Annotated in this window: 21 protein-coding genes; 7 read left to right on the forward strand and 14 right to left on the reverse strand. The window is 65.4% G+C overall.

Translation table 11 applies throughout. From position 1 onward, the window contains the following. The 5 genes from IAE37_RS25425 to IAE37_RS25445 all read left to right on the forward strand — a co-directional run bounded on the left by IAE37_RS25425 (position 1) and on the right by IAE37_RS25445 (position 5,283). Positions 1 to 1,020: a branched-chain amino acid ABC transporter permease gene (locus IAE37_RS25425; RefSeq protein WP_201178195.1), complete on the forward strand. Its 1,020-nt coding sequence runs from the start codon at positions 1 to 3 to the stop codon at positions 1,018 to 1,020. Next, positions 1,020 to 1,772 (forward strand): ABC transporter ATP-binding protein, encoded by a 753-nt coding sequence (locus IAE37_RS25430; protein WP_201178197.1) that lies wholly within the window; start codon positions 1,020 to 1,022, stop codon positions 1,770 to 1,772. The genes IAE37_RS25425 and IAE37_RS25430 overlap by 1 nt, the downstream gene beginning before the upstream one ends. Then, positions 1,772 to 2,467 carry an ABC transporter ATP-binding protein gene (locus IAE37_RS25435; protein ID WP_201178199.1) on the forward strand — a complete coding sequence of 232 codons (696 nt, stop codon included), beginning with the start codon at positions 1,772 to 1,774 and terminating at the stop codon, positions 2,465 to 2,467. Before IAE37_RS25430 ends, IAE37_RS25435 begins: the two co-directional genes overlap by 1 nt. A gap of 127 nt (positions 2,468 to 2,594) precedes the next feature. Continuing rightward, positions 2,595 to 3,872: a Zn-dependent hydrolase gene (locus IAE37_RS25440; protein ID WP_236410157.1), complete on the forward strand. Its 1,278-nt coding sequence runs from the start codon at positions 2,595 to 2,597 to the stop codon at positions 3,870 to 3,872. Between the two features lies 1 nt (position 3,873). Beyond that, positions 3,874 to 5,283, forward strand: a complete 1,410-nt coding sequence (locus IAE37_RS25445) for an amidase (RefSeq protein WP_201178201.1) — start codon at positions 3,874 to 3,876, stop codon at positions 5,281 to 5,283. A gap of 125 nt (positions 5,284 to 5,408) precedes the next feature. Here the strand turns inward: IAE37_RS25445 and thiO are convergent, their stop codons facing one another. The 5 genes from thiO to IAE37_RS25470 are packed head-to-tail and all read right to left on the reverse strand — an operon-like array spanning position 5,409 to position 8,255. Beyond that, on the reverse strand, positions 5,409 to 6,503 hold the full coding sequence (gene thiO / locus IAE37_RS25450; RefSeq protein WP_201178203.1) for a glycine oxidase ThiO: 1,095 nt from the start codon (positions 6,501 to 6,503) through the stop codon (positions 5,409 to 5,411). A gap of 55 nt (positions 6,504 to 6,558) precedes the next feature. After that, positions 6,559 to 6,948 carry a type IV pilin protein gene (locus IAE37_RS25455; protein WP_201178205.1) on the reverse strand — a complete coding sequence of 130 codons (390 nt, stop codon included), beginning with the start codon at positions 6,946 to 6,948 and terminating at the stop codon, positions 6,559 to 6,561. A 1-nt stretch (position 6,949) separates the two neighbouring features. Further along, positions 6,950 to 7,420, reverse strand: coding sequence for a hypothetical protein (locus IAE37_RS25460; protein ID WP_201178206.1), 471 nt, complete (start codon positions 7,418 to 7,420; stop codon positions 6,950 to 6,952). Continuing rightward, positions 7,417 to 8,058 (reverse strand): PilW family protein, encoded by a 642-nt coding sequence (locus IAE37_RS25465; RefSeq protein ID WP_201178208.1) that lies wholly within the window; start codon positions 8,056 to 8,058, stop codon positions 7,417 to 7,419. The genes IAE37_RS25460 and IAE37_RS25465 overlap by 4 nt, the downstream gene beginning before the upstream one ends. Continuing rightward, on the reverse strand, positions 8,055 to 8,255 hold the full coding sequence (locus IAE37_RS25470) for a type IV pilus modification PilV family protein (protein ID WP_201178210.1): 201 nt from the start codon (positions 8,253 to 8,255) through the stop codon (positions 8,055 to 8,057). Before IAE37_RS25470 ends, IAE37_RS25465 begins: the two co-directional genes overlap by 4 nt. Before the next feature lie 109 nt (positions 8,256 to 8,364). Between IAE37_RS25470 and IAE37_RS25475 the strand changes: the two genes are divergently transcribed. Beyond that, the gene (locus IAE37_RS25475; protein WP_201178212.1) at positions 8,365 to 8,844 is read left to right on the forward strand and encodes a GspH/FimT family pseudopilin; all 480 of its coding nucleotides are present in this window, start codon (positions 8,365 to 8,367) and stop codon (positions 8,842 to 8,844) included. On the opposite strand, the gene ispH is transcribed toward IAE37_RS25475, so the two are convergent. From ispH to murJ, 6 genes are all read right to left on the reverse strand, one after another. Continuing rightward, on the reverse strand, positions 8,845 to 9,792 hold the full coding sequence (gene ispH / locus IAE37_RS25480; protein WP_201178214.1) for a 4-hydroxy-3-methylbut-2-enyl diphosphate reductase: 948 nt from the start codon (positions 9,790 to 9,792) through the stop codon (positions 8,845 to 8,847). A gap of 14 nt (positions 9,793 to 9,806) precedes the next feature. After that, positions 9,807 to 10,244, reverse strand: a complete 438-nt coding sequence (fkpB, locus tag IAE37_RS25485) for an FKBP-type peptidyl-prolyl cis-trans isomerase (protein ID WP_201178216.1) — start codon at positions 10,242 to 10,244, stop codon at positions 9,807 to 9,809. After that, positions 10,237 to 10,752, reverse strand: a complete 516-nt coding sequence (gene lspA, locus IAE37_RS25490) for a signal peptidase II (RefSeq protein ID WP_201178218.1) — start codon at positions 10,750 to 10,752, stop codon at positions 10,237 to 10,239. The genes fkpB and lspA overlap by 8 nt, the downstream gene beginning before the upstream one ends. After that, positions 10,745 to 13,576, reverse strand: a complete 2,832-nt coding sequence (ileS, locus tag IAE37_RS25495; protein ID WP_201178220.1) for an isoleucine--tRNA ligase — start codon at positions 13,574 to 13,576, stop codon at positions 10,745 to 10,747. Before ileS ends, lspA begins: the two co-directional genes overlap by 8 nt. Next, complete coding sequence (ribF, locus tag IAE37_RS25500; RefSeq protein ID WP_201178222.1) at positions 13,573 to 14,523, reverse strand: bifunctional riboflavin kinase/FAD synthetase; 951 nt, start codon at positions 14,521 to 14,523, stop codon at positions 13,573 to 13,575. The genes ileS and ribF overlap by 4 nt, the downstream gene beginning before the upstream one ends. A 118-nt stretch (positions 14,524 to 14,641) precedes the next feature. Further along, positions 14,642 to 16,180: a murein biosynthesis integral membrane protein MurJ gene (murJ, locus tag IAE37_RS25505; RefSeq protein ID WP_201178223.1), complete on the reverse strand. Its 1,539-nt coding sequence runs from the start codon at positions 16,178 to 16,180 to the stop codon at positions 14,642 to 14,644. Between the two features lie 250 nt (positions 16,181 to 16,430). On the opposite strand from murJ, the gene rpsT reads away from it, so the two are divergent. Beyond that, positions 16,431 to 16,709, forward strand: a complete 279-nt coding sequence (rpsT, locus tag IAE37_RS25510; protein WP_003247625.1) for a 30S ribosomal protein S20 — start codon at positions 16,431 to 16,433, stop codon at positions 16,707 to 16,709. A gap of 117 nt (positions 16,710 to 16,826) precedes the next feature. On the opposite strand, the gene IAE37_RS25515 is transcribed toward rpsT, so the two are convergent. Genes IAE37_RS25515 through IAE37_RS25525 form a run of 3 tightly spaced genes read right to left on the reverse strand, consistent with a single transcriptional unit; the run spans position 16,827 to position 20,389 of the window. Further along, positions 16,827 to 19,127, reverse strand: coding sequence for a PqiB family protein (locus IAE37_RS25515; protein ID WP_201178224.1), 2,301 nt, complete (start codon positions 19,125 to 19,127; stop codon positions 16,827 to 16,829). Next, on the reverse strand, positions 19,120 to 19,743 hold the full coding sequence (locus IAE37_RS25520) for a paraquat-inducible protein A (RefSeq protein WP_201178225.1): 624 nt from the start codon (positions 19,741 to 19,743) through the stop codon (positions 19,120 to 19,122). The genes IAE37_RS25515 and IAE37_RS25520 overlap by 8 nt, the downstream gene beginning before the upstream one ends. Next, positions 19,730 to 20,389: a paraquat-inducible protein A gene (locus IAE37_RS25525; RefSeq protein WP_201178226.1), complete on the reverse strand. Its 660-nt coding sequence runs from the start codon at positions 20,387 to 20,389 to the stop codon at positions 19,730 to 19,732. Before IAE37_RS25525 ends, IAE37_RS25520 begins: the two co-directional genes overlap by 14 nt. Positions 20,390 to 20,556 lie beyond the last annotated feature (167 nt).

Consider the following 20,556-nt stretch of genomic DNA (forward strand, 5'->3'; position numbering starts at 1 on the left):
ATGAGCGAGAAGAATCCTCTACCGGTATCCAAGGGCCGCGCCCCCGCCCTGCTGTTGCTGGTGCTCGCCAGCCTGGTGGCGCTGCCGCTGATCCTGCCGTCGGCCACCCTGGCCACCGAGATCCTGATCTTCGCCCTGGCGGCGCTGGCCTGCAACCTGCTGCTCGGCTACACCGGCCTGCTGTCGTTCGGCCAGGGCATCTTCTTCGGCGTGGGCGCCTATGGCGCGGCGCTGCTGATGATCCACCTGCAGTGGGGCATGTTCGCCGCGCTCCTGGGGGCGGCCGTATTCGGCGCCTTCCTGGCGCTGCTGGTGGGCGCCCTGGCCATCCGCCGCAAGGGTATCTACTTCGTCATGCTGACCCTGGCCTTCAGCCAGATGGCGTACTTCCTGGCCTACACCCTGAGCGGCTGGACCGGCGGCGACAACGGCCTGCTCGACGTGCCACGGCCGAACATCGAGATCGCCGGCCATGTGCTGGTCGACCTGGCCGATCCACGGCACTTCTATGTGTTCGTGGCGCTGCTGTTCCTGCTGATCTTCGCCGCTGCCCTGCGGGTGATCCGCTCGCCGTTCGGCAGCACCCTGCTGGCCATTCGCGAGAACGAGACCCGCGCCGCCGCCATCGGCTATGACGTGCGCCACTTCAAGATCCTGGTGTTCATGTTGTCCGGCGCCATCACCGGCATCGCCGGGGCGCTGTACGCCATGCTGCTGCACTTCGCGCCGCTGTCGAACATCGACCTGATGATGAGCGAGAACATCCTGATCATGACCATCGTCGGTGGCACCGGCTCGCTGTTCGGCTCGTTGCTCGGGGCCGGCGCCATCGTGGTGCTCGGCGATGTGCTGTCGGAACTGTGGCCGCGCTGGCTGATGCTGCTGGGGGCGATCCTGATCCTGGTGGTGGTGTTCATGCGCGGTGGCTTGTGGGGCGGCCTGGCCGACCTCGGCAAGCGCCTGTTGCCATCGCGTTCGGCCGAGGCCAAGGCCGCCACCAAGACCAAGGAGACCCTGTGATGAGCGACTACCTGCTGCAGACCCACAACCTGGAGCTGGCCTACGGGCCGTTCCGCGCGGTCGATGGCGTCGACCTCAAGGTCCGCGCCGGCACCATCCACACGGTCATCGGCCCCAACGGCGCCGGCAAGACCAGCCTGTTCCACTGCCTGACCGGCGAGCGCCAGGCCACCGGCGGCAAGATCCTGTTCAACGGCCAGGACATCATTCGCAAGCCGTCCCACGGACGGGTGGCGCTGGGCATGGCGCGCTCGTTCCAGCTCACCAGCCTGTTCCAGAACCTCAGCGTGCGCGAGAACCTGCGCCTGGCCGCCCAGGGTCGCGATGGCCTGGGCGCGCTGAACTTCTGGCGCAGCGTGGAGCACAAGCGCAGCCACTGGGACACCGCCGACCAGGTGCTCGAACGCCTCAAGCTAGACGGGCGCGCCGACACTCTGGCCGGCGAGCTGTCGCACGGCCAGCAGCGGGTGCTGGAGGTGGGCATGTCGATCTGCGCCAAGCCGACCTTGCTGATGCTCGACGAGCCCACCTCGGGCATGGGCATCGACGACATCCCGGTGATGACCGAGCTGATCAGCGACCTGGGCCGCGACCACACCGTGCTGCTGATCGAGCACAACATGAGCATCGTCATGTCGATCAGCCAGCGCATCACCGTCATGAGCCACGGCCAGATCCTGGTCGAGGGCACCCCGGAACAGGTGCGCAACGACGAGCGCGTGCGCACCGCCTACCTTGGAGAGGCCGCCTGATGCTCAACGTCGATTCGATCCACTCCTACTACGACAAGAGCCATGTGCTCGAAGGCGTTTCGCTCAAGGTCGAGGCGGGCGAGCTGGTGACCCTGCTCGGGCGCAACGGCGCCGGCAAGACCACCACTCTGCGCAGCATCCTCGGCATCGTCCGCCCGCGCCAGGGGCAGATCACCTTCAACGGCGAGGCCCTGGTCGGCCGCGAGATCTTCGATATCGCCCGGCGCGGCATCGCCCTGGTGCCGGAGCATCGCGGGATCTTCCGCCAACTGAGCGTGGAGGAGAACCTCAAGATCGCCGTGCGCAAGGACAGCCGCTGGCAGCTGGAGGACGTGTACGGCATGTTCCCGCGGCTCAAGGAGCGGCGGCGCAATGGCGGCTTTGCGTTGTCGGGCGGCGAGCAGCAGATGCTGGCGATCGCCCGTGCGCTGCTCAACGACCCCAAGCTGCTGATCCTCGACGAGCCCACCGAAGGCCTGGCGCCGGTGATCGTCGACGAGCTGGTGAAGATCCTGCGGAGGATCAAGGAGCAGGGGCTGTCGATCCTGCTGGTGGAACAGAACCTGATGGTCTGTGACGCCCTGGCCGACCGGCATTACGTGCTGGAGCAGGGGCGCGTGGCCTATCAGGGCAGCGCGGCGCAATTTCGTGAAGACCCGAGTATCAAGAACCGGTACCTGGCCCTGAGCGCCTGATCCGAACCTGTTTTTCTGTCCCGCCCTCTTCGCGGGTGAACCCGCTCCTACACGGTGCTCTGTAGGAGCGGGTTCACCCGCGAAGAGGCCGGCCCAGACACCACAATTGCAACAGGAGAGACGCCCCATGAACACCCGCATCGATCCCTCGCAACACCTGCTCGGCCAGGGCCCACTGGTCAGCCGCGAGCGCCTCTGGCAATCGCTGATGGACCTGGCCCGGCTCGGCGCCACGGCCAAGGGCGGAGTCTGCCGCCTGGCCCTCACCGACCTCGACCGCCAGGCCCGCGACCTGTTCGTGCGCTGGTGCGAGGACGCCGGCTGCACGGTCAGCGTCGACGCCATCGGCAACATCTTCGCCCGCCGCCCGGGCCGCAACCCTGCCCTGCTCCCGGTGATGACCGGCAGCCACATCGACACCCAACCCACCGGCGGCAAGTTCGATGGCTGCTATGGGGTGATGGCCGGGCTGGAGGTGATGCGCACCCTCAATGACCTGCAGTTGGCCACCGAGGCGCCACTGGAGGTGGTGGTGTGGACCAACGAAGAAGGTTCGCGCTTCCCGCCGTGCATGATGGGCTCGGGCGTATTCGCCGGTAAGTTCGGCCTGCAGGAAACCCTGGACAAGGTCGACGACCAGGGCCTGTCGGTGGGCGCCGAGCTGGCCCGCATCGGCTACGCTGGGCCGCGCGTGCCCACCGGGCATGCCGTGGGCGCCTACTTCGAGGCGCACATCGAACAAGGCCCGGTGCTCGAAGACCAACGCACCACCATCGGCGTGGTACAGGGCTGCCTCGGGCAGAAGTGGTTCGACCTGGTGCTGACCGGGGTCGAGGCCCACGCCGGGCCGACACCGATGCACCTGCGCAAGGACGCCCTGGTCGGTGCCGCCGACGTCGTGGCAGCGGTCAACCGCGTGGCCCATGCCCATCAGCCGCATGCCTGCGGCACGGTCGGTTGCCTGAACCTGCACCCTGGCTCGCGCAATGTCATCCCCGGCCAGGTGCAGATGACCATCGACCTGCGCCACCTCGACCCCGACCACCTGGCGGCCATGGTCGCCGAGGTACGCGAAGCCATCGAGGCCACCACGGCCAAGCATGGGCTGAGCTACCAGCTGACGCCGACCGCTGACTTCCCACCGCTGTACTTTGCCGAACAATGCGTCGATGCCGTGCGCCAGGGCGCCCGCGCCTTGGGCCTGAGCCACATGGACATCGTCAGCGGCGCCGGCCACGACGCGATCTTCCTCGCCGAGCTGGGCCCGGCAGGGATGATCTTCGTGCCGTGCGAAGGCGGCATCAGCCACAACGAAATCGAGAATGCCGCGCCGCAGGACCTGGCCGACGGCTGCGACGTGCTGCTGCGCGCCATGGTCCAGGCCGCCAACCAGGGAGCCCATTGAGATGACCGACAAGACCGAAATCGGTGACTTCACCGCTGTCGAGCTGCTCGACCTGTACCAGCGCCGTGCCTTGTCGCCGGTGGAGGTGATTGACGATGTGCTGGCCCGCATCGACCTGCACAATCCGGCGGTGAATGCCTACTGCCACGTCGACGGCGAAGGCGCCCGGGTCGCTGCCCGCGCCAGCGAACGGCGCTGGCAGCGGGGCGAACCCTGTGGCCGGCTGGACGGCGTGCCGGCCTCGATCAAGGACCTGACCCTGACCCGCGGCATGCCGACCCGCAAGGGGTCGCGCACCACCTCCGGCACCGGGCCGTGGGAAGTCGATGCGCCCTTCAGCGCATTCATGCGCGAGGCCGGCGCGGTGCTGGTGGGCAAGACCACCACGCCGGAATTCGGCTGGAAGGGGGTCACCGACAACCCGCTGTACGGCATCACCCGCAACCCCTGGGATACCCGCCTGACCGCCGGCGGCTCGTCGGGGGGCGCGGCGGCGGCGGCGGCACTGAACCTGGGCGTGCTGCACCAGGGCAGCGATGCCGGCGGCTCGATCCGTATTCCCTGTGCCTTCACCGGCACCTTCGGCATCAAGCCGACCTTCGGCTATGTGCCGCAGTGGCCGGCCAGCGCCATGACCGTGCTGTCGCACCTGGGTCCGATGACCCGCACCGTGGACGATGCAGTGCTGATGCTCGATTGCGTGGCGCACCCGGATGCCCGCGATGGCCTGGCCGGGGCACCGAGGCAGGCGCCGTGGCTGGCTGACCGGCAGGACCTGAGCGGCCTGCGCATCGCCTACAGTGCGGATTTCGGCTATGTGAAGGTCGACCCACAGATCGCGGGGCTGGTGGCGCAGGCGGTGGAGCGCCTGGCGCGACTGGGGGCCCAGGTGGAGGCGGTCGATCCGGGCTTCGCGGACCCACTGCAGACGTTCAATACCTTGTGGTTCGCCGGAGCCGCGCGCCTGGCCAGCAGCTTCAGCGACGAACAGCGGGCGATGATCGACCCCGGCCTGAACTGGATCGCCGAACAGGGCGCGCGGATCGGCTTGAGCGAGTACACCGAGGCGCTGGAGGCACGGGCGGATCTGATCGCGAAGATGAATGCCTTCCACCAGCGCTATGACGTACTGGTGTCACCGATGCTGCCACTGGTGGCGTTCGAGGCAGGGCACAACGTGCCGCCGGGGTCGGGGATGGATCAGTGGATGGAATGGACACCGTTCAGCTACCCGTTCAACCTGACTCAGCAGCCGGCGGCCTCGGTGCCGTGCGGGTTTACCCGAGAAGGGTTGCCGGTGGGGTTGCAGGTGGTGGCTGGGCGGTTTGCCGATGAACAGGTGCTACGGGTGTGCAAAGTGTATGAGCAGCATTATCCGAGCCGGCATCTGCAAGCGCCGATTGGTGGGTGAGATGGGGTGGAGTTGCGGGCCCTTTCGCGGGTAAACCCGCTCCTACACAACCTCCATTTCGATGACGATGGGGTCCGTGTAGGAGCGGGTTTACCCGCGAAGGGGCCGGTGCAGCCAGCGCTAGATCACAACCGCCCCGCCGGCGCATACGGCGTCGGGTCGATGATCGGCTCGGCGCCGGTCAGCAAATCGGTGAACAACTGGCACGATGCCGGCGCCAGCACCAAACCATTACGGTAATGCCCGCAGTTCAACCACAACCCATCATGCCCCGGCACCGGCCCGATATAGGGAACCCCCTCCGGCGACCCTGGCCGCAGCCCTGCCCAATGGGCCACCACCGTGGCCTCGGCCAACTGCGGCAGCAGCTCCACCGCCGAGGCCTTGAGGCTGGCCAGCGCCTCCTCGGTAGGCGTCTTGTCGTAGCGCGCATGCTCCAGCGTACTGCCCACCAGGATATGCCCATCACGACGCGGAATGGCATAGCGGCCCTTGGCCAGGACCATGCTCGGCAGGAAGTCCGCCGCGCACTTGAACAGGATCATCTGCCCCTTCACCGGCTCCACCGGCAGCGCCAGGCCCAGCGTGCCCAACAGGTCGCCGCTCCAGGCTCCAGCACTGAGCACCACCTCGTCGGCAGCCAGCACGCCATCATCGGTCTGCACACCCGTCACCCGCCCCGCTTGCTGCTGGAAACCGGTGACCTGGCAATGCTCGCGCAAGGTCACGTTGGGCAGTGCCTGCAGCGCTGCTTTCAGTGACTTCACCAAGCGCGGGTTGCGCACGTTGGCCACGCCCGCCATGTAGATCGCCCGCTGGTAACCCGGCCCGAGCACCGGCACCGCGTCGTACACCGCCGAGATATCCACGGCGCTGAGCGGCCGGCCCTGACGGCCAGCCCAGGCCAGGGCCTCGGCTTCATCGTCGAGGTCGAGCCAATACAGGCCGGTAGTGTGCACCTCCGGGTCGAGGCCGGTGCTGGCGAACAGGCGCTCGCCCAGCTGTGGATAAAAATCCTGCGACCAGTGCGCCAGGGCCGTCACCGCCGGGCTGTAGCGCCACGGGTAGAGCGGCGAGACGATACCGCCACCCGCCCACGACGATTCACGGCCGACCTCACCCTGGTCACAGACCACCACCTCGCCAACCTTCGCCGCCAGGTTGTATGCAGTCAGCAGGCCGATCACGCCGCCGCCGACAATTACTACTCGCTTGCTCATCCGTCGATCCAAACACCTGAAGTAAAACCAGGGTGCACGGGGCACCATTCAACCTTCAGCTCCCCCAGCATCCCATCGCGCCGCTGGGCGCGCCTGGGTTGGCCTGTCGACCGGCCTGGTCGAGCGTGTAGTCCGCGCAGCGGTCGGCAGCCATCAAACCTTGGGGCTGGCGCCGGGCACGCAGCATGAAGCTGTCGGCGTGACGTTCGACGTCCAGGCGGTAATGGCGATTGCCGCCGGGCAGCGCGGGGTCGCCTTCGGCGTAGCTGCCGGTACGGGTACGGTGGCGTTCGAGCGTCAGCGCGGCGTCATGCAGCAGGCCGACCACTTCGCTGCGTGCGGCTCGCCTGAGCTGGTCGCTGTAACTGGGGTAGGCAATGGCTGCCAGCATGCCGGTCACGGCCAAGACAATCAATAACTCGATCAGGCTCATCCCTTGCTGCATGTCAGTCCTCGCCCATTCTCTGCCGCCACAGCAGGCGCTGGGGGGCCTGTGCTTGAGCGTCCGGCATTGCATACACCGCTTCCAGCACCTGGCGCCCCTCCACTTGCCGGCTGACCGCCGTGGCCCGGACCAATCTGGCCGGCGCCTCGGCAAGATGCGTGGCACGGCTGCTGATACCCAGGTTCTGCAGTTGGAAGTAACCGCTTGGCGTGGCGTGCCACTGGCCCTGCAGTTGATGAGGCCGCGGCGGCGGCCTGCAAGCGGCGCACTCGCCTGGCAGCGCTCTGTGCATTTCAGCCACGGCAGCGGCCAGCGTGGCTTCGGCCTGCTCCAAGCCCTGCAGCCCCTCGCTCAAGAGCCGCGCCATGCGAGCTTCATGCAGCGCAGCGGTCAGCGCCGAGGCGGCCAGCAAGCCCAGCAACAGGCTCATGATCAGCGCCAGCAACAGTACTACCCCAGCTTGGCGTCTCATGCGTCGACCAGCCAATTGCGTACCGCCACGCTCAGTACGTGTCGCTGCTCGATGCCCAGCGTCGGCTCGAACAGGGTCAGCTGGATATCCACCCGCTGCTCGCCGCCCTCCCCGACCACGGCCACCTGCAGTTCGCGCACGTGATCGATCAGCGGCTGGGTGCTCGTGCCCCGCCTGAACTGCAGCGTGGTGCCGACCAGTTGGTAACGGTGCCGGCTGATCGCTACGGCCAGGTCTTGGCCTTGCCTACCGCCGTCGCGCACCTGGGCGTAGCTGATGCAGTCGGTCAACAGGGTCCAATCCGGCTCGCCGGGCATGCCGGGCAGCTGCGCCACCACCAGGCTCAGGCGCCCTGGGCCGACCACCAGCGGCTGAGCGAAGGCGGCCATCGCAGCCGGTGTCTCGAAGTCCTCCGGCTCCAGACGCAGGCAACCGAACATGCCGGCCATGCGGATGTCCTGGGCCATGCGCAGCAACGCCAGGCGGGCATCGTCCTGCAGGCGCGTGGCCATGCCTTGCAGGCGCCAGGCCTCATGGGCCGAAACGAACACCCGGCTGGCGGCAGTCAGCAACGCCAGGCCGATGGCCAGCGCCAGGAGCATTTCCAGCAGGCCAAAACCGCGCTGCCCAGGCTTCATGGCTGCCCACCGCCGGCCGTCCTGGCCCGCTCCTGCAAGCTATGCGCGGCCAGGGCCGCACGGGTATCGGTGAACGCCGCCTCGGTGGCCTGCAAGGCCCGCATCTGCATCGACGCCGAGGCGAACAGGCCGACGGCCAGCACGCCCATGGCCAGCAAGACCTCCAACAGCGTCATCCCGCGTTGCTGCGTGCGCATCCCTGTGCCCTCCACGACATTTCCCGCAAATGCTTTGAACCTGCCCGACTGGACCTCGTGTCCAATCAGCAGGAAGCTAAAGCCAAGCACTTCCAGGGAGGAATGCACGGTGAAGCAACAGGGCGTAACACTGATACAGATGATGCTGGCGTTGGCCATGGCCGTGTTGCTCACGCAACTCGGCATGCCTGCCTACGCCCGCTTGAGCGATGACCTACACCGCGCCGCTGCCGCCCGCGATCTCGTCCAGGCGCTGCGCAGCGCCCGCAGCCATGCCCTGCTGCAAGGCCAGGCAGTGTTGGTGGAGGCTGTGGATAACGATTGGGGCAAGGGCTGGCGCGTCATGCTTCGACACAATCGGCAGGTGCTGCGCGAGCACAGGCTGAGCCGCCAGTTGCACATCGTGGCGAACCGCGGCGATCAGGTGACATTCACCGAAACAGGTGTGACGCAGGGAGGGAACAACGGAACGTTGGCAGTGTGCGAGCGCGATACGCCCACCAGCCAGTATCGCGTGGTCATTGCGACCAGCGGCAGGGTCAGCCTGCGCACCGGGGCGGCGGACCAACCCCGGTGCGCAGGCGCCTGATCAGATCAACGAGCGGACGCGCAATTCCTTGGGCATGGAGAACGTGATGTTCTCCGGGCGCCCATCGAGCTCTTCGGCGCCAGTGGCACCCCAGGCCTTGAGCTGCTCGATCACGCCACGTACCAGCACCTCGGGCGCCGAGGCGCCAGCGGTGATACCGATCTTCGCCGCGTCGTCGAACCAGCTGCGTTGCAGGTCCTCGGCCCCGTCGATCAGGTAGGCCGGGGTGCTCATCCGTTCGGCCAGCTCACGCAGGCGGTTGGAGTTGGAGCTGTTGGGGCTGCCCACCACCAGCACCACGTCGCACTCGTCGGCCAACTGCTTGACCGCGTCCTGGCGGTTCTGAGTGGCGTAGCAGATGTCGTCCTTGCGTGGGCCACCGATGTTCGGGAAGCGCGCGCGCAGGGCATCGATCACCCGGCTGGTGTCGTCCATCGACAGGGTGGTCTGGGTGACGAAGGCCAGATGGTCCGGGTCGCGCACCTGCAACTGGCCGACGTCTTCCTCGTCTTCGACGAGGTAGATGGCGCCGCCGTTGCTGGCGTCGTACTGGCCCATGGTGCCTTCGACTTCCGGGTGCCCTTCGTGGCCGATGAGGATGCACTCACGGCCGTCGCGGCTGTACTTGGCGACCTCGATGTGCACCTTGGTCACCAGCGGGCAAGTGGCGTCGAACACCTTCAGGCCACGGCCAGCGGCTTCCTGGCGCACGGCCTGGGAAACACCATGGGCACTGAAGATGACGATGACGTCGTCCGGCACCTGGTCCAGCTCTTCGACGAAGATGGCGCCGCGGTTGCGCAGGTCTTCGACCACGAACTTGTTGTGCACCACTTCGTGACGCACGTAGATCGGCGGGCCGAAGACCTCCAGCGCGCGGTTGACGATCTCGATCGCCCGGTCGACCCCCGCGCAGAAGCCGCGTGGGTTGGCGAGTTTGATTTGCATGCTCGGCTCCAGGCTTACAGGGCCTTCACCTCGAGGATCTCCACCTCGAAGGTCAGGGTCTTGCCAGCCAGTGGGTGATTGAAGTCGATGGTCACCTGGTCTTCATCGAATGCCTTGACCACACCCGGCAGCTCGGTATTGGCGGCATCGTTGAAGATGATCAGCAGCCCTTCGGACAACTCCATGCCCTCGAATTGCGAGCGCGCAATGACCTGCACGTTCTGCGGGTTGGGCTGGCCGAAGGCGTTCTCCGGCTCTACCTTCACGGTACGCTTGTCGCCGGCCTTGAAGCCGAACAGGGCGTTCTCGAAGCCGGGCAGCAGGTTGCCATCGCCGACCTTGAAAGTAGCCGGGGCCTTGTCGAAGGTGCTGTCGACGGTGTCGCCGTTTTCCAGGTGCAGGGCGAAGTGCAGGGTGACTTCGGTGTTCTGGGCGATACGGGTATCAGTCATGGACAGGATCCTCCGACTTCTTGCTCTTGAACATATCCAGCGCCAGCATCACCGCTCCGACGGTGATGGCGCAGTCCGCCAGGTTGAACACCGGGAACCGCCAGATATCTTTCCAGTGGACGAAGATGAAATCGATCACATGGCCGTGGGCCATGCGATCGTACAGGTTGCCCAGCGCGCCACCGAGCACCAGGGCCAGGGCGATCGCCAGCCAGGTCTCGCCGCGCCCCAGGCGCTTGAGCCAGACCACCAGCACACCACTGACCACCACGGCGATCAGGGCGAACAGCCAGCGCTGCCAGCCTGCGCTTTCCGACAGGAAGCTGAACGCCGCACCGGTGTTGTAGGCCAGCGCCCAGTTGAGCAGGTCGGGGATGACGACGATCTGCCGGCCATCGGCCAGCGCGCTGTCGAAATAGACCTTGGTCAACTGGTCGAGGATCACCACCACCAGGCTCAGGAGCAACCAGCCGAGGCGCCCGAAGCGCCCCGCCGCAGGGTTAGGCATAGTGGCGCACCTCACCGGAGCCGCTCAGGTTGTCGACGCAGCGGCTGCAGATTTCCGGGTGCTCCGGGTGGCTGCCGACGTCGGCGCGGAAGTGCCAGCAACGGCCGCACTTGGTGTAGCCCGACTTCACCACCTGCAGCTTGAGGCCTTCGACTTCGGTGGCCACGGCTTCGGCCGGGGCCTGGGCGAACGGCACCACGCTGGCGGCCGAGGTGATCAGCACGAAGCGCAGCTCGTCGCCCAGTTTGTCCAGGTCGGCGCTCAGGCCTTGCTCGGCGAACAGGGTGACTTCGGCTTGCAGGTTGCCACCGATGACCTTGGCGCTGCGCTGGTTCTCCAGCTCCTTGTTGACTGCGGCCTTCACGGCCATCACGCGGTCCCAGTAGGCGCGGTCCAGCTCGGTGCCTTCCGGCAGTTCGGTCAGGCCCTGGTACCAGCCGTTGAGCATCACCGACTCGTTGCGCTCGCCCGGCAGGTACTGCCAGATTTCATCGGCGGTGAAGGCCAGGATCGGCGCGATCCAGCGCACCAGCGCCTCGCTGATGTGGTACAGCGCGGTCTGGCAGGAGCGACGGGCGACGCTGTTGGCGCCGGTGGTGTACTGGCGGTCCTTGATGATGTCGAGGTAGAAGCCGCCCAGCTCCTGCACGCAGAAGTTGTGGATCTTCGAATAGACGTTCCAGAAACGGTACTCGCTGTAGTGCTCTTCGAGCTCGCGTTGCAGCAGCAGGGTACGGTCCACCGCCCAGCGGTCGAGGGCGATCATCTCTTCCGGCTGCAGCAGGTCGCGGGCGGGATCGAAGCCGGACAGGTTGGAGAGCAGGAAGCGCGCGGTGTTGCGGATACGGCGGTAGGCGTCGGCGCTGCGCTGCAGGATCTGCTCGGAAACGGCCATTTCACCGGAGTAGTCGGTGGCGGCGACCCACAGGCGCAGGATGTCGGCACCCAGGGTGTTGTTGACCTTTTCTGGCTCGATGGTGTTGCCCAGCGACTTGGACATCTTGCGGCCGTTCTCGTCCACGGTGAAGCCGTGGGTCAGCAGCTCGCGATACGGCGCGTGGCCGTCGATGGCGCAGCCGGTGAGCAAGGACGAGTGGAACCAGCCGCGGTGCTGGTCGGAGCCTTCCAGGTAGAGGTCGGCGCGCGGGCCGGTGGCGTGGCCGATATCGTGCGAGCCACGCAGCACGTGCCAGTGGGTGGTACCGGAGTCGAACCACACGTCCAGGGTGTCGGCGATCTTGTCGTACTGGCCGGCTTCGTCACCGAGCAATTCGGCGGCGTCCAGCTTGAACCAGGCCTCGATGCCTTGCTGCTCGACGCGCTTGGCCACTTCTTCCATCAGCTCGACGGTGCGTGGGTGCAGCTCGCCGGTCTGCTTGTGCAGGAAGAACGGGATCGGTACGCCCCAGTTGCGCTGACGCGAGATGCACCAGTCCGGACGGTTGGCGATCATCGAGTGCAGGCGCGCCTGGCCCCAGGCCGGGACGAACTTGGTGTCCTCGATGGCCTTGAGGGCGCGTTCGCGCAGCGGCTCGCCGGTGCTCGGCTGCTTGTCCATGCCGACGAACCACTGCGCGGTGGCGCGGTAGATCAGCGGGGTCTTGTGGCGCCAGCAGTGCATGTAGCTGTGGCTGATGGTTTCGGTGTGCATCAGCGCGCCGACTTCGCTGAGCTTGTCGACGATGGCCGGGTTGGCCTTCCAGATGAACTGGCCGCCGAAGAACGGCAGCGACTCGACGTACACGCCGTTGCTCTGCACCGGGGTGAGGATGTCGTCGTTGACCATGCCGTAGCGCTTGCAGGTGACGAAGTCGTCTTCACCGTAGGCAGGCGCCGAGTGGACCACGCCGGTACCGGCGCCCAGTTCGACGTAGTCGGCCAGGTACACCGGCGACAGGCGGTCGTAGAACGGGTGGCGGAAGTCGACCAGCTCCAGGGCCGAACCCGGGGCGGTGGCGATCACCGCGCCTTCCAGGTTGTAGCGCTTGAGGCACGACTCGACCAGTTCCTCGGCCAGTACCAGCAGGCGCTCGCCGGTGTCGACCAGGGCGTACTGGAACTCCGGGTGGATGTTCAGCGCCTGGTTGGCCGGGATGGTCCATGGGGTGGTGGTCCAGATCACGATGGCGGCGGGCTTGGCCAGCGCCGCCAGGCCGAAGGCGGCGGCCAGCTTGGCCTCGTCGGCGACCGGGAAGGCCACGTCGATGGTCTGGGATTTCTTGTCGGCGTACTCGACCTCGGCCTCGGCCAGCGCCGAACCACAATCGAAGCACCAGTTCACAGGCTTGAGGCCCTTGAACACGAAACCTTGCTTGACCATCTCGGCCAAGGCGCGGATTTCACCGGCCTCGTTGGCGAAGTTCATGGTCTTGTAGGGGTTGTCCCAGTCACCCAGCACGCCCAGGCGGATGAACTCGGTCTTCTGCCCTTCGATCTGCTCGGCGGCGTACTCGCGGCACAGCTCGCGGGTGCGGTCGGCGGTCAGGTGCTTGCCATGGGTGACCTCGACCTTGTGCTCGATCGGCAGGCCATGGCAGTCCCAGCCTGGCACGTACGGGGCGTCGAAGCCGGACAGGGTCTTGGAGCGGACGATCATGTCCTTGAGGATCTTGTTCAGCGCATGACCGATGTGGATCTTGCCGTTGGCATAGGGCGGGCCGTCGTGCAGGACGAACTTCGGACGATCCTTGCCAATTTCGCGCAGCTTCTGGTACAGGCCAATGCTGTCCCAGCGCTGCAGGATCTGCGGTTCGCGCTGAGGCAGGCCGGCCTTCATGGGGAAGGCGGTGTCCGGAAGGTTTAGCGTGGCTTTGTAGTCGGTCATTTCAGGCTCTTCGTTAGCGGTTGAGCGTGCCAATGTGCACGTGCGGCGGCGATGTCCGCGTCGATCGCCGACTTCAGCGCCTCCAGGGAGGCGAAACGCTGCTCTTCACGCAGCTTGTGGTGGAATTCCACCGTCAGGCGCCGGCCATAGAGATCGCCGGCATAATCCAGTAGATGAATCTCGAGGTGCGGGCGCCCGTCACCGTTCACGGTCGGGCGTACACCGATGTTGCCCACGCCCGGCCAGGCCTTGCCGTCGATCTCGATGCTGGCCAGGTAGACCCCGGACAGCGGCACGCGGCGGCGCTTGAGCTGGATGTTGGCGGTGGGCGTACCGAGCTGGCGCGCCAGCTTCTGGCCGTGCAGGACCCGCCCGGTGATGCTGTAGGGGCGGCCCAGCAGGTGCTCGGCGAGCTCGAAGTCGGCATCGGCCAGGGCCTTGCGCACCTCGGTGCTGCTCACCCGCAGACCGTCCTGGATCACCGTGTTGGCCGCCTCGACGGTGAAGCCGTACTGCTTGCCGGCCTCGATCAGGAAGGCGAAGTCGCCGGCGCGGTCGCAGCCGAAGCGGAAATCGTCGCCCACTTCGAGGTGGCGCACGCCGAGGCCGTCGACCAGGATAGCCTTGACGAAGGCGTCGGCGCTGAGCTTGCTCAGGCGCTGGTTGAAGGCCAGGCACAGGACCCGGTCGATGCCTTCTGCGGCCAGCAGCTCGACCTTGTCGCGCAGACGCGCCAGGCGTGCCGGGGCGGTATCGGGGGCGAAGTACTCGCGAGGCTGTGGCTCGAAGATCACCACGCAGGTCGGCAGGCCCAAGGCCTGGCCGCGCTCGCGCAGGCGCGCCAGGATTGCCTGGTGGCCACGATGTACCCCGTCGAAGTTGCCAATGGTGGCGACACAGCCCCGGTGCTCGGGGCGCAGGTTGTGAAGACCTCGAACCAGCTGCATAACGCGCTTCTTGCTCATAAAGTGGCCGATTATAACCACACCCGGGCGCCGGCGACAGGCGCCAGCGCCCAGGTGTGGCATGGAATGCGAAAAACCGACGCCTGGCCGGCCTGCGCCGTCAGTGCAGGGCCCGGCGAGCGAAATGCCGCGGGCGGAATCCGCACAGGTACAAGCAGCCGAAGTACGTCACCACGCCTGCCAGGATCAACGCGCCCAGGCGCAGGAAGCGCTCGAGCATGTGCCCCTGCGCCCAGGCCGGCATGTAGTGCATGCCCAGCAGCAATACGCCCGACATCAGCGCCACCGCCAGCACCAGCTTGGCCAGGAACATCGTCCACCCCGGCTGCGGCTGGAACAGCCCCTGGCTACGCAGCTTCCAGTACAGCAGGCCGGCGTTCAGGCAGGCCCCGAGGCTGATCGCCAACGCCAGGCCCGCGTGCTTGAACGGGCCGATCAGCGCCAGGTTGAACAGCTGGGTGCAGACCAGGGTGAAAATCGCGATGCGCACGGGCGTGCGGATATTCTGCTGCGCATAGAAGCCCGGTGCCAGTACCTTGACCAGAATGATCGCCATCAGGCCAACGGAATAGGCGATCAACGCGCGCTGGGTCATCAGCGCGTCGGTGGCGCTGAACTTGCCGTACTGGAACAGGCTGACGGTCAGAGGCTCGGCAAGGATCGCCAGGGCCAAGGTGCAGGGCAGCACCAGCAGGAAGCACAAGCGCAGGCCCCAGTCGAGGATCCGCGAGTACTCCTCGCGGTCCTTGTTGGCGTAGGTCTTGGCCAGGGTCGGCAGCAGGATGGTGCCCAGGGCCACGCCGAGCACCCCGGAGGGCAGCTCCATGAGGCGGTCGGCGTAGTACATCCAGGATACCGAACCGGCCACCAGGAACGAGGCGAAGATGGTGTTGATGATCAGCGAGATCTGGCTCACCGAGACACCGAGAATGGCTGGCAGCATCTGCTTGAGCACGCGCCACACGCCGGTGTCGCGCAGGTTGACCCGCGGCAGCACGAGCATGCCGATCTTCTTCAGCGCTGGCAGCTGGTACAACAGTTGCGCCAGGCCGCCGGCCAGCACGCCCCAGGCCAGGGCCATGATCGGCGGGTCGCAATAAGGGGTGACGAACAGGGCGAAGCCGATCATCGCCACGTTGAGCAGGGTCGGGGTGAAGGCCGGCACCGAAAAGCGGTTCCAGGTATTGAGGATCGCGCCCACCAGCGATGACAGGGAGATCAGCAATATATAAGGAAAGGTCACCCGCAGCAGGGCGGTGGTCAGGTCGTATTTCTCGGCGCTGTCGACGAAGCCCGGGGCAGTGACCCAGACCACCCAGGGCGCGGCCAGGATGCCGACGGCGGTAACCAGGGCCAGGACCAGGGTCAACAGCCCGCTGACGTAGGCGATGAAGGTGCGCGTGGCCTCCTCGCCCTGCTGGGTCTTGTATTCGGCCAGGATCGGCACGAAGGCCTGGGAAAACGCGCCTTCGGCAAAGATACGCCGCAGCAGGTTGGGCAATTTGAAGGCGATGAAGAAGGCGTCGGTGGCGATGCCGGCACCGAAGATCCGCGCCAGGATGGTGTCGCGCACGAAGCCCAGCACCCGCGAAATCATGGTGATGGAGCTGACCGCAGCCAGGGATTTGAGCAGGTTCATCGAAAAGTTTCACGCCAATGGCAGAGGACGCTGCCAGAGCGCGCCCGAATGTGCGATACTCCCGCGCCTTCGCAGGGGAACCCAAAATTCCCGAGTTTACAGGTCACGCGCCAGAAAGGAATCTTTCCAGCTCGCAGACCCACCACTCGGCGGAACCCTGCAGGTGGCCTTGACATCCGCTCGACTCATCGGCATGATTCGCGGCCTATTTTGTTTGCTATTTACCTAAAGTCTTTCGAGGAGCTCGACGGTGGCCAACACACCTTCCGCCAAGAAACGTGCAAAACAGGCTGAGAAGCGTCGCAGCCACAACGCCAGCCTGCGTTCCATGGTCCGCACCTACATCAAGAATGTAGTTAAAGCCATCGACGCAAAAGACGCCGAAAAAGCGCAAGCCGCTTACGTTCTGGCTGTGCCTGTAATCGACCGTATGGCCGACAAGGGCATCATCCACAAGAACAAAGCTGCTCGCCACAAAGGCCGTCTGAATGGCCACATCAAGGCACTGAAAGAAGCTGCAGCTGCCTAAGCGACGTTCTAGTCGAAAAACCGACCCTAGGGTCGGTTTTTTATTGCCTGCGATTTATGCCTCACGCTGCCCCCGTGTAGGAGCCCCGGCAAGGCCGCTCCTACAGGGGGACTCGATTCATTTGCCGAGGGGAATCTTCGGTGCCCACTGCAGCCAGGCATCCTCGGGCTTCTCGAACAAGGCGAAGGTCTGCTGCGGCCGCGCCGGATTGCCCATCTGCTCACCCTCCGGGGTGGCGAAGGCGATGCCACCATCGATCAGCGTCTCCAGCGACTCCGTACGCACCGTGGCGCCCTTGAACAAGCCCCAGTCGAAGCCGAAGCCACTGCTGTTCCAGAAGCGGCTGCCCCCGCGTACCAGCGCCGCGTAGCGTGGTTCGATGAGGATGTGGATAAGCACCCTGTCGGCGGTCTGGCCCAACTCGAAACCGGTCACCTTGCCCACCGCCACCTCACGGTAGGTCACCGGCACGCCCGGCTTGATCGAGCCACGCCGCGGGGCGCTCAGGGTCAATGGCAGGCCGACTTCGGGGCCCACCACCTCTGGCGCCTCGCCCAGGGCGATGAAGTCTCGCTGCGGGCCCTTGTCCCTGGCTGCCGGCTGCACCTCCAGGTACTGGCCGCCGATCAACGTGTCGAGGTTTTCGGTGCGCACCAGGCCAAGGGCCGGCTTGACCACCCAGAACTGCGTGCCGACACGAGCGATACGGTCTGCCGCCTCGGTAATGCGCGCGCGCAGCAGCACGGCCTGCAGGTCGTTGGTCAGGTCGACGCTTTCGACGCTGCCCACGTCCAGGCCCCTGAAGCGAATCGGCGTACCCGGCTTGAGGCCATCAGCGCGATCGACACGAATGGTCACCAGGGTACCGCTGCGGTTCACCTCCTCCAGGCTCTCCATCAGGCGGAAGCGCGGGATACGCCGCTTGAGCGCAACGTTCGGGCTGGGCGTGTCGAAAGCGATGCCGCCAGCCATGAGGGTCTGCAGCGATTCGCTCTTGATCTTGATGCCCGATAGGCCACCGGTAAGGGTGATGCCACTGACATTCCAGAAGCGCGACGAGCCGTTGACCAGGTTCTCGTATTCCTTCTCGATGTGCACGCCGATCAGGATGCGCTTGCTGTCGCGGGCGAACTGGTAGCTTTGCACGCTACCGACCTTCACCTGCCGGTACATGACCGGGCTGCCGATCTCCAGCGAGCCCAGGGTGTCGGCGAACAATACTAGGTGCAGGCCTGGCGCCTTGAGGTCCAGCGGCGGCGCCTTCGCCCGCGCCTCGAACTCACGTAGCGGCTTGGCACCCTTCTCGCCTGGGCGGATGGCGATGTAGTTACCCTTCACCAAGGCCTCGAGACCGGTGATGCCTGCCAGGGAAATCGAAGGCTTGACCACCCAGAACTGCGTGCCCTCGACCAGGTAGTCCTCGGTCAACGGGTCGAGGGTCAGCTCGGCCATGGCGCTGGCGAGGTTGTCTTCCATCTTCAGGGTCTTCAGCGAGCCGACCTGGATGCCTTTGTACATGACCGGCGTGCGGCCGGCCTGCAGGCCCTCGTAGTCGCTGAGCTTGACCTTGACGCGGATCCCGGCCTGGGCCGCGTCGAAATCTTCATACAAGCGGAACGGCAGGCTCGGGTCGGTAGGCGGGCTGTCCTTGCGGTACTCCGGAGTGGCGAAGGCGATACCGCCGGCGACAATGCTCGACAGCGACTCGCTGCGCACCTTCACGCCGGACAGGTTGGCATCGATGCTGATGCCGCTGGCGTTCCAGAAACGCGTGTGCTTGCGCACCAGGCTGGCGTACTCCGGCTGGATGAAGATCTTGACCTCGACGGTGTCGTGGTCGTCGGTCAGCCGGTAGCTCTTCACCACACCGACCTGGATCTGCTTGTAGAACACCGGGCTGTCGCGGTTGAGCGACCCGAGCCGATCGGCCTTGAGGGTCAGGTGCAGGCCAGGTTCGCTGTCGGACAGCGGCGGTGCCTCGGACAGCGCGGTAAAGCGCTTGGTCTTCTCGCCCTCGCCAGGGCTGACGGCGATGTAGTTACCCGAGACCAGCGTCTCGAGGCCCGAGATACCGGCCAGGGTCACGCTGGGCTTGACCAGCCAGAAGCGCGTACCGGTGTTCAGGTGGGGTTCGGCGGCCTTGTTCAGCTCGATGGTGGCGATCACCCCCTGGTTGCTCCCCTTGGCATCGAGCACCAGCGCCTTCACCTTACCGACGGGCATGCCTTTATAGATGACCTCGGTCTTGTTGGCGACGATGCCCTCGCCGGTTTCGAAGCGTACCTCGATCTCGACGCCGGCATCGCGATAAGCCTGCCAGGCCAGCCAACCGCCGATCATCAAGGCGATCAGCGGCAGGATCCAGATGGCCGACCAGTTCGAAGCAGGGCGGGTTTTAGCCGTAGGCACGTCACTCATGGTCGTCATCCGACTCCGTGTTATCCCAGATCAGACGGGGATCGAAAGTTAAAGCGGCAAGCATTGTAAGAATCACCACACTGGCAAAGGCGACAGCGCCCAAATTGGCTTCGACGCTGGCGATACGACCAAAATTCACCACCGCCACCAGAATGGCGATGACGAAGATGTCGAGCATCGACCAACGCCCGATGAACTCGATGAAGCGGTACATCCATATTCGCTGGCGCGCCGACAGTGGCTGGCGGCGTTGCACCGAATACAGCAGCAGGCCGATACCCACCAGCTTGAAGGTCGGCACCAGGATACTGGCGATGAATACCACCGCGGCAATGGGGATCATCCCGTGCTTGAGCAGGGTGATCACGCCGGACATGATGGTGTCCGGGCTACCCTGGCCGAGGGTACTGACCGTCATGATCGGCAGTATATTGGCCGGGATGTACAGGATCGACGCAGTGATCAGCAGCGCCCAGGTGCGCACGATGCTGTTCGGGCGCCGCCCATGGACCACCGCTCCACAGCGCGTACAGGTTTGTCCTTTGCCATCGTCAACCTGCCGGTTGAGCTCGTGGCATTCGTTGCAGACCAGGATGCCTGCATCAATCGCCCGCATGTAGATCTTCCCCCGACAGTGCATCCCAGATCTGATGCGGCGACATCACCACTTCGAGCCAGACCTGGACCAGCAACAGGCTGATGAAACAGAACAGGCCCAGGCCCACGGTCAGCTCGGCCAGGTCGACCAACTTGACGATGGCGACCAGCACCCCCATGAAGTAGACCTCGAGCATGCCCCAGTCGCGCAGGTGATGGTAAATGCGGTAGCACAGCAGCCCATAGCTGCGCCCTGCGTTGAGCCGGATACTGAGCAGCACCAGCAACTGGCAGAGCAGCTTGAGCAAGGGGATGGCCATGCTGCACAGGAACACCACCACAGCCACGCCACGCATTTCAGAGTTGTACAAGCCCAGCACACCGCTCCAGACAGTGTCGTCGGAATTCTGGCCAAGCAGGTGCAGCTGCATGATGGGCAGAAAGTTGGCGGGTATGAACAGCAGCAAAGCAGTAAGGACCAGGGCCAGGCTGCGATTGACCACATTGTGCCGGTGAGCGTACAGCTCGTAGCCGCACCGCGGACACAGGGCCTTTTCACCGTGCTTGAGTACCGGCTTGCGCAGCAGCAGGTCGCATTCGTGGCAGGCGACCAACTGGTCGAGCGGCAGCTGATCCAGGGTTTCGGTTTCTAGGGGTTCGGGCATCTCGAGGTTCTGAATAGATACGTGGGCTCTATTCTAGTGATCTGGCTCGAAATGTGGGAGATGGCTGAGAGCCCTATCGCCAATGCGGCACCTATCAGGGATTGTACAGACAGCACAAAGACAAAACCCCTACCTGCTCGCGCAGATAGGGGTTTTGCGAAATGAAT

The sequence above is a fragment of the Pseudomonas sp. S31 genome, assembly GCF_016648105.1.
Classification (GTDB): domain Bacteria; phylum Pseudomonadota; class Gammaproteobacteria; order Pseudomonadales; family Pseudomonadaceae; genus Aquipseudomonas.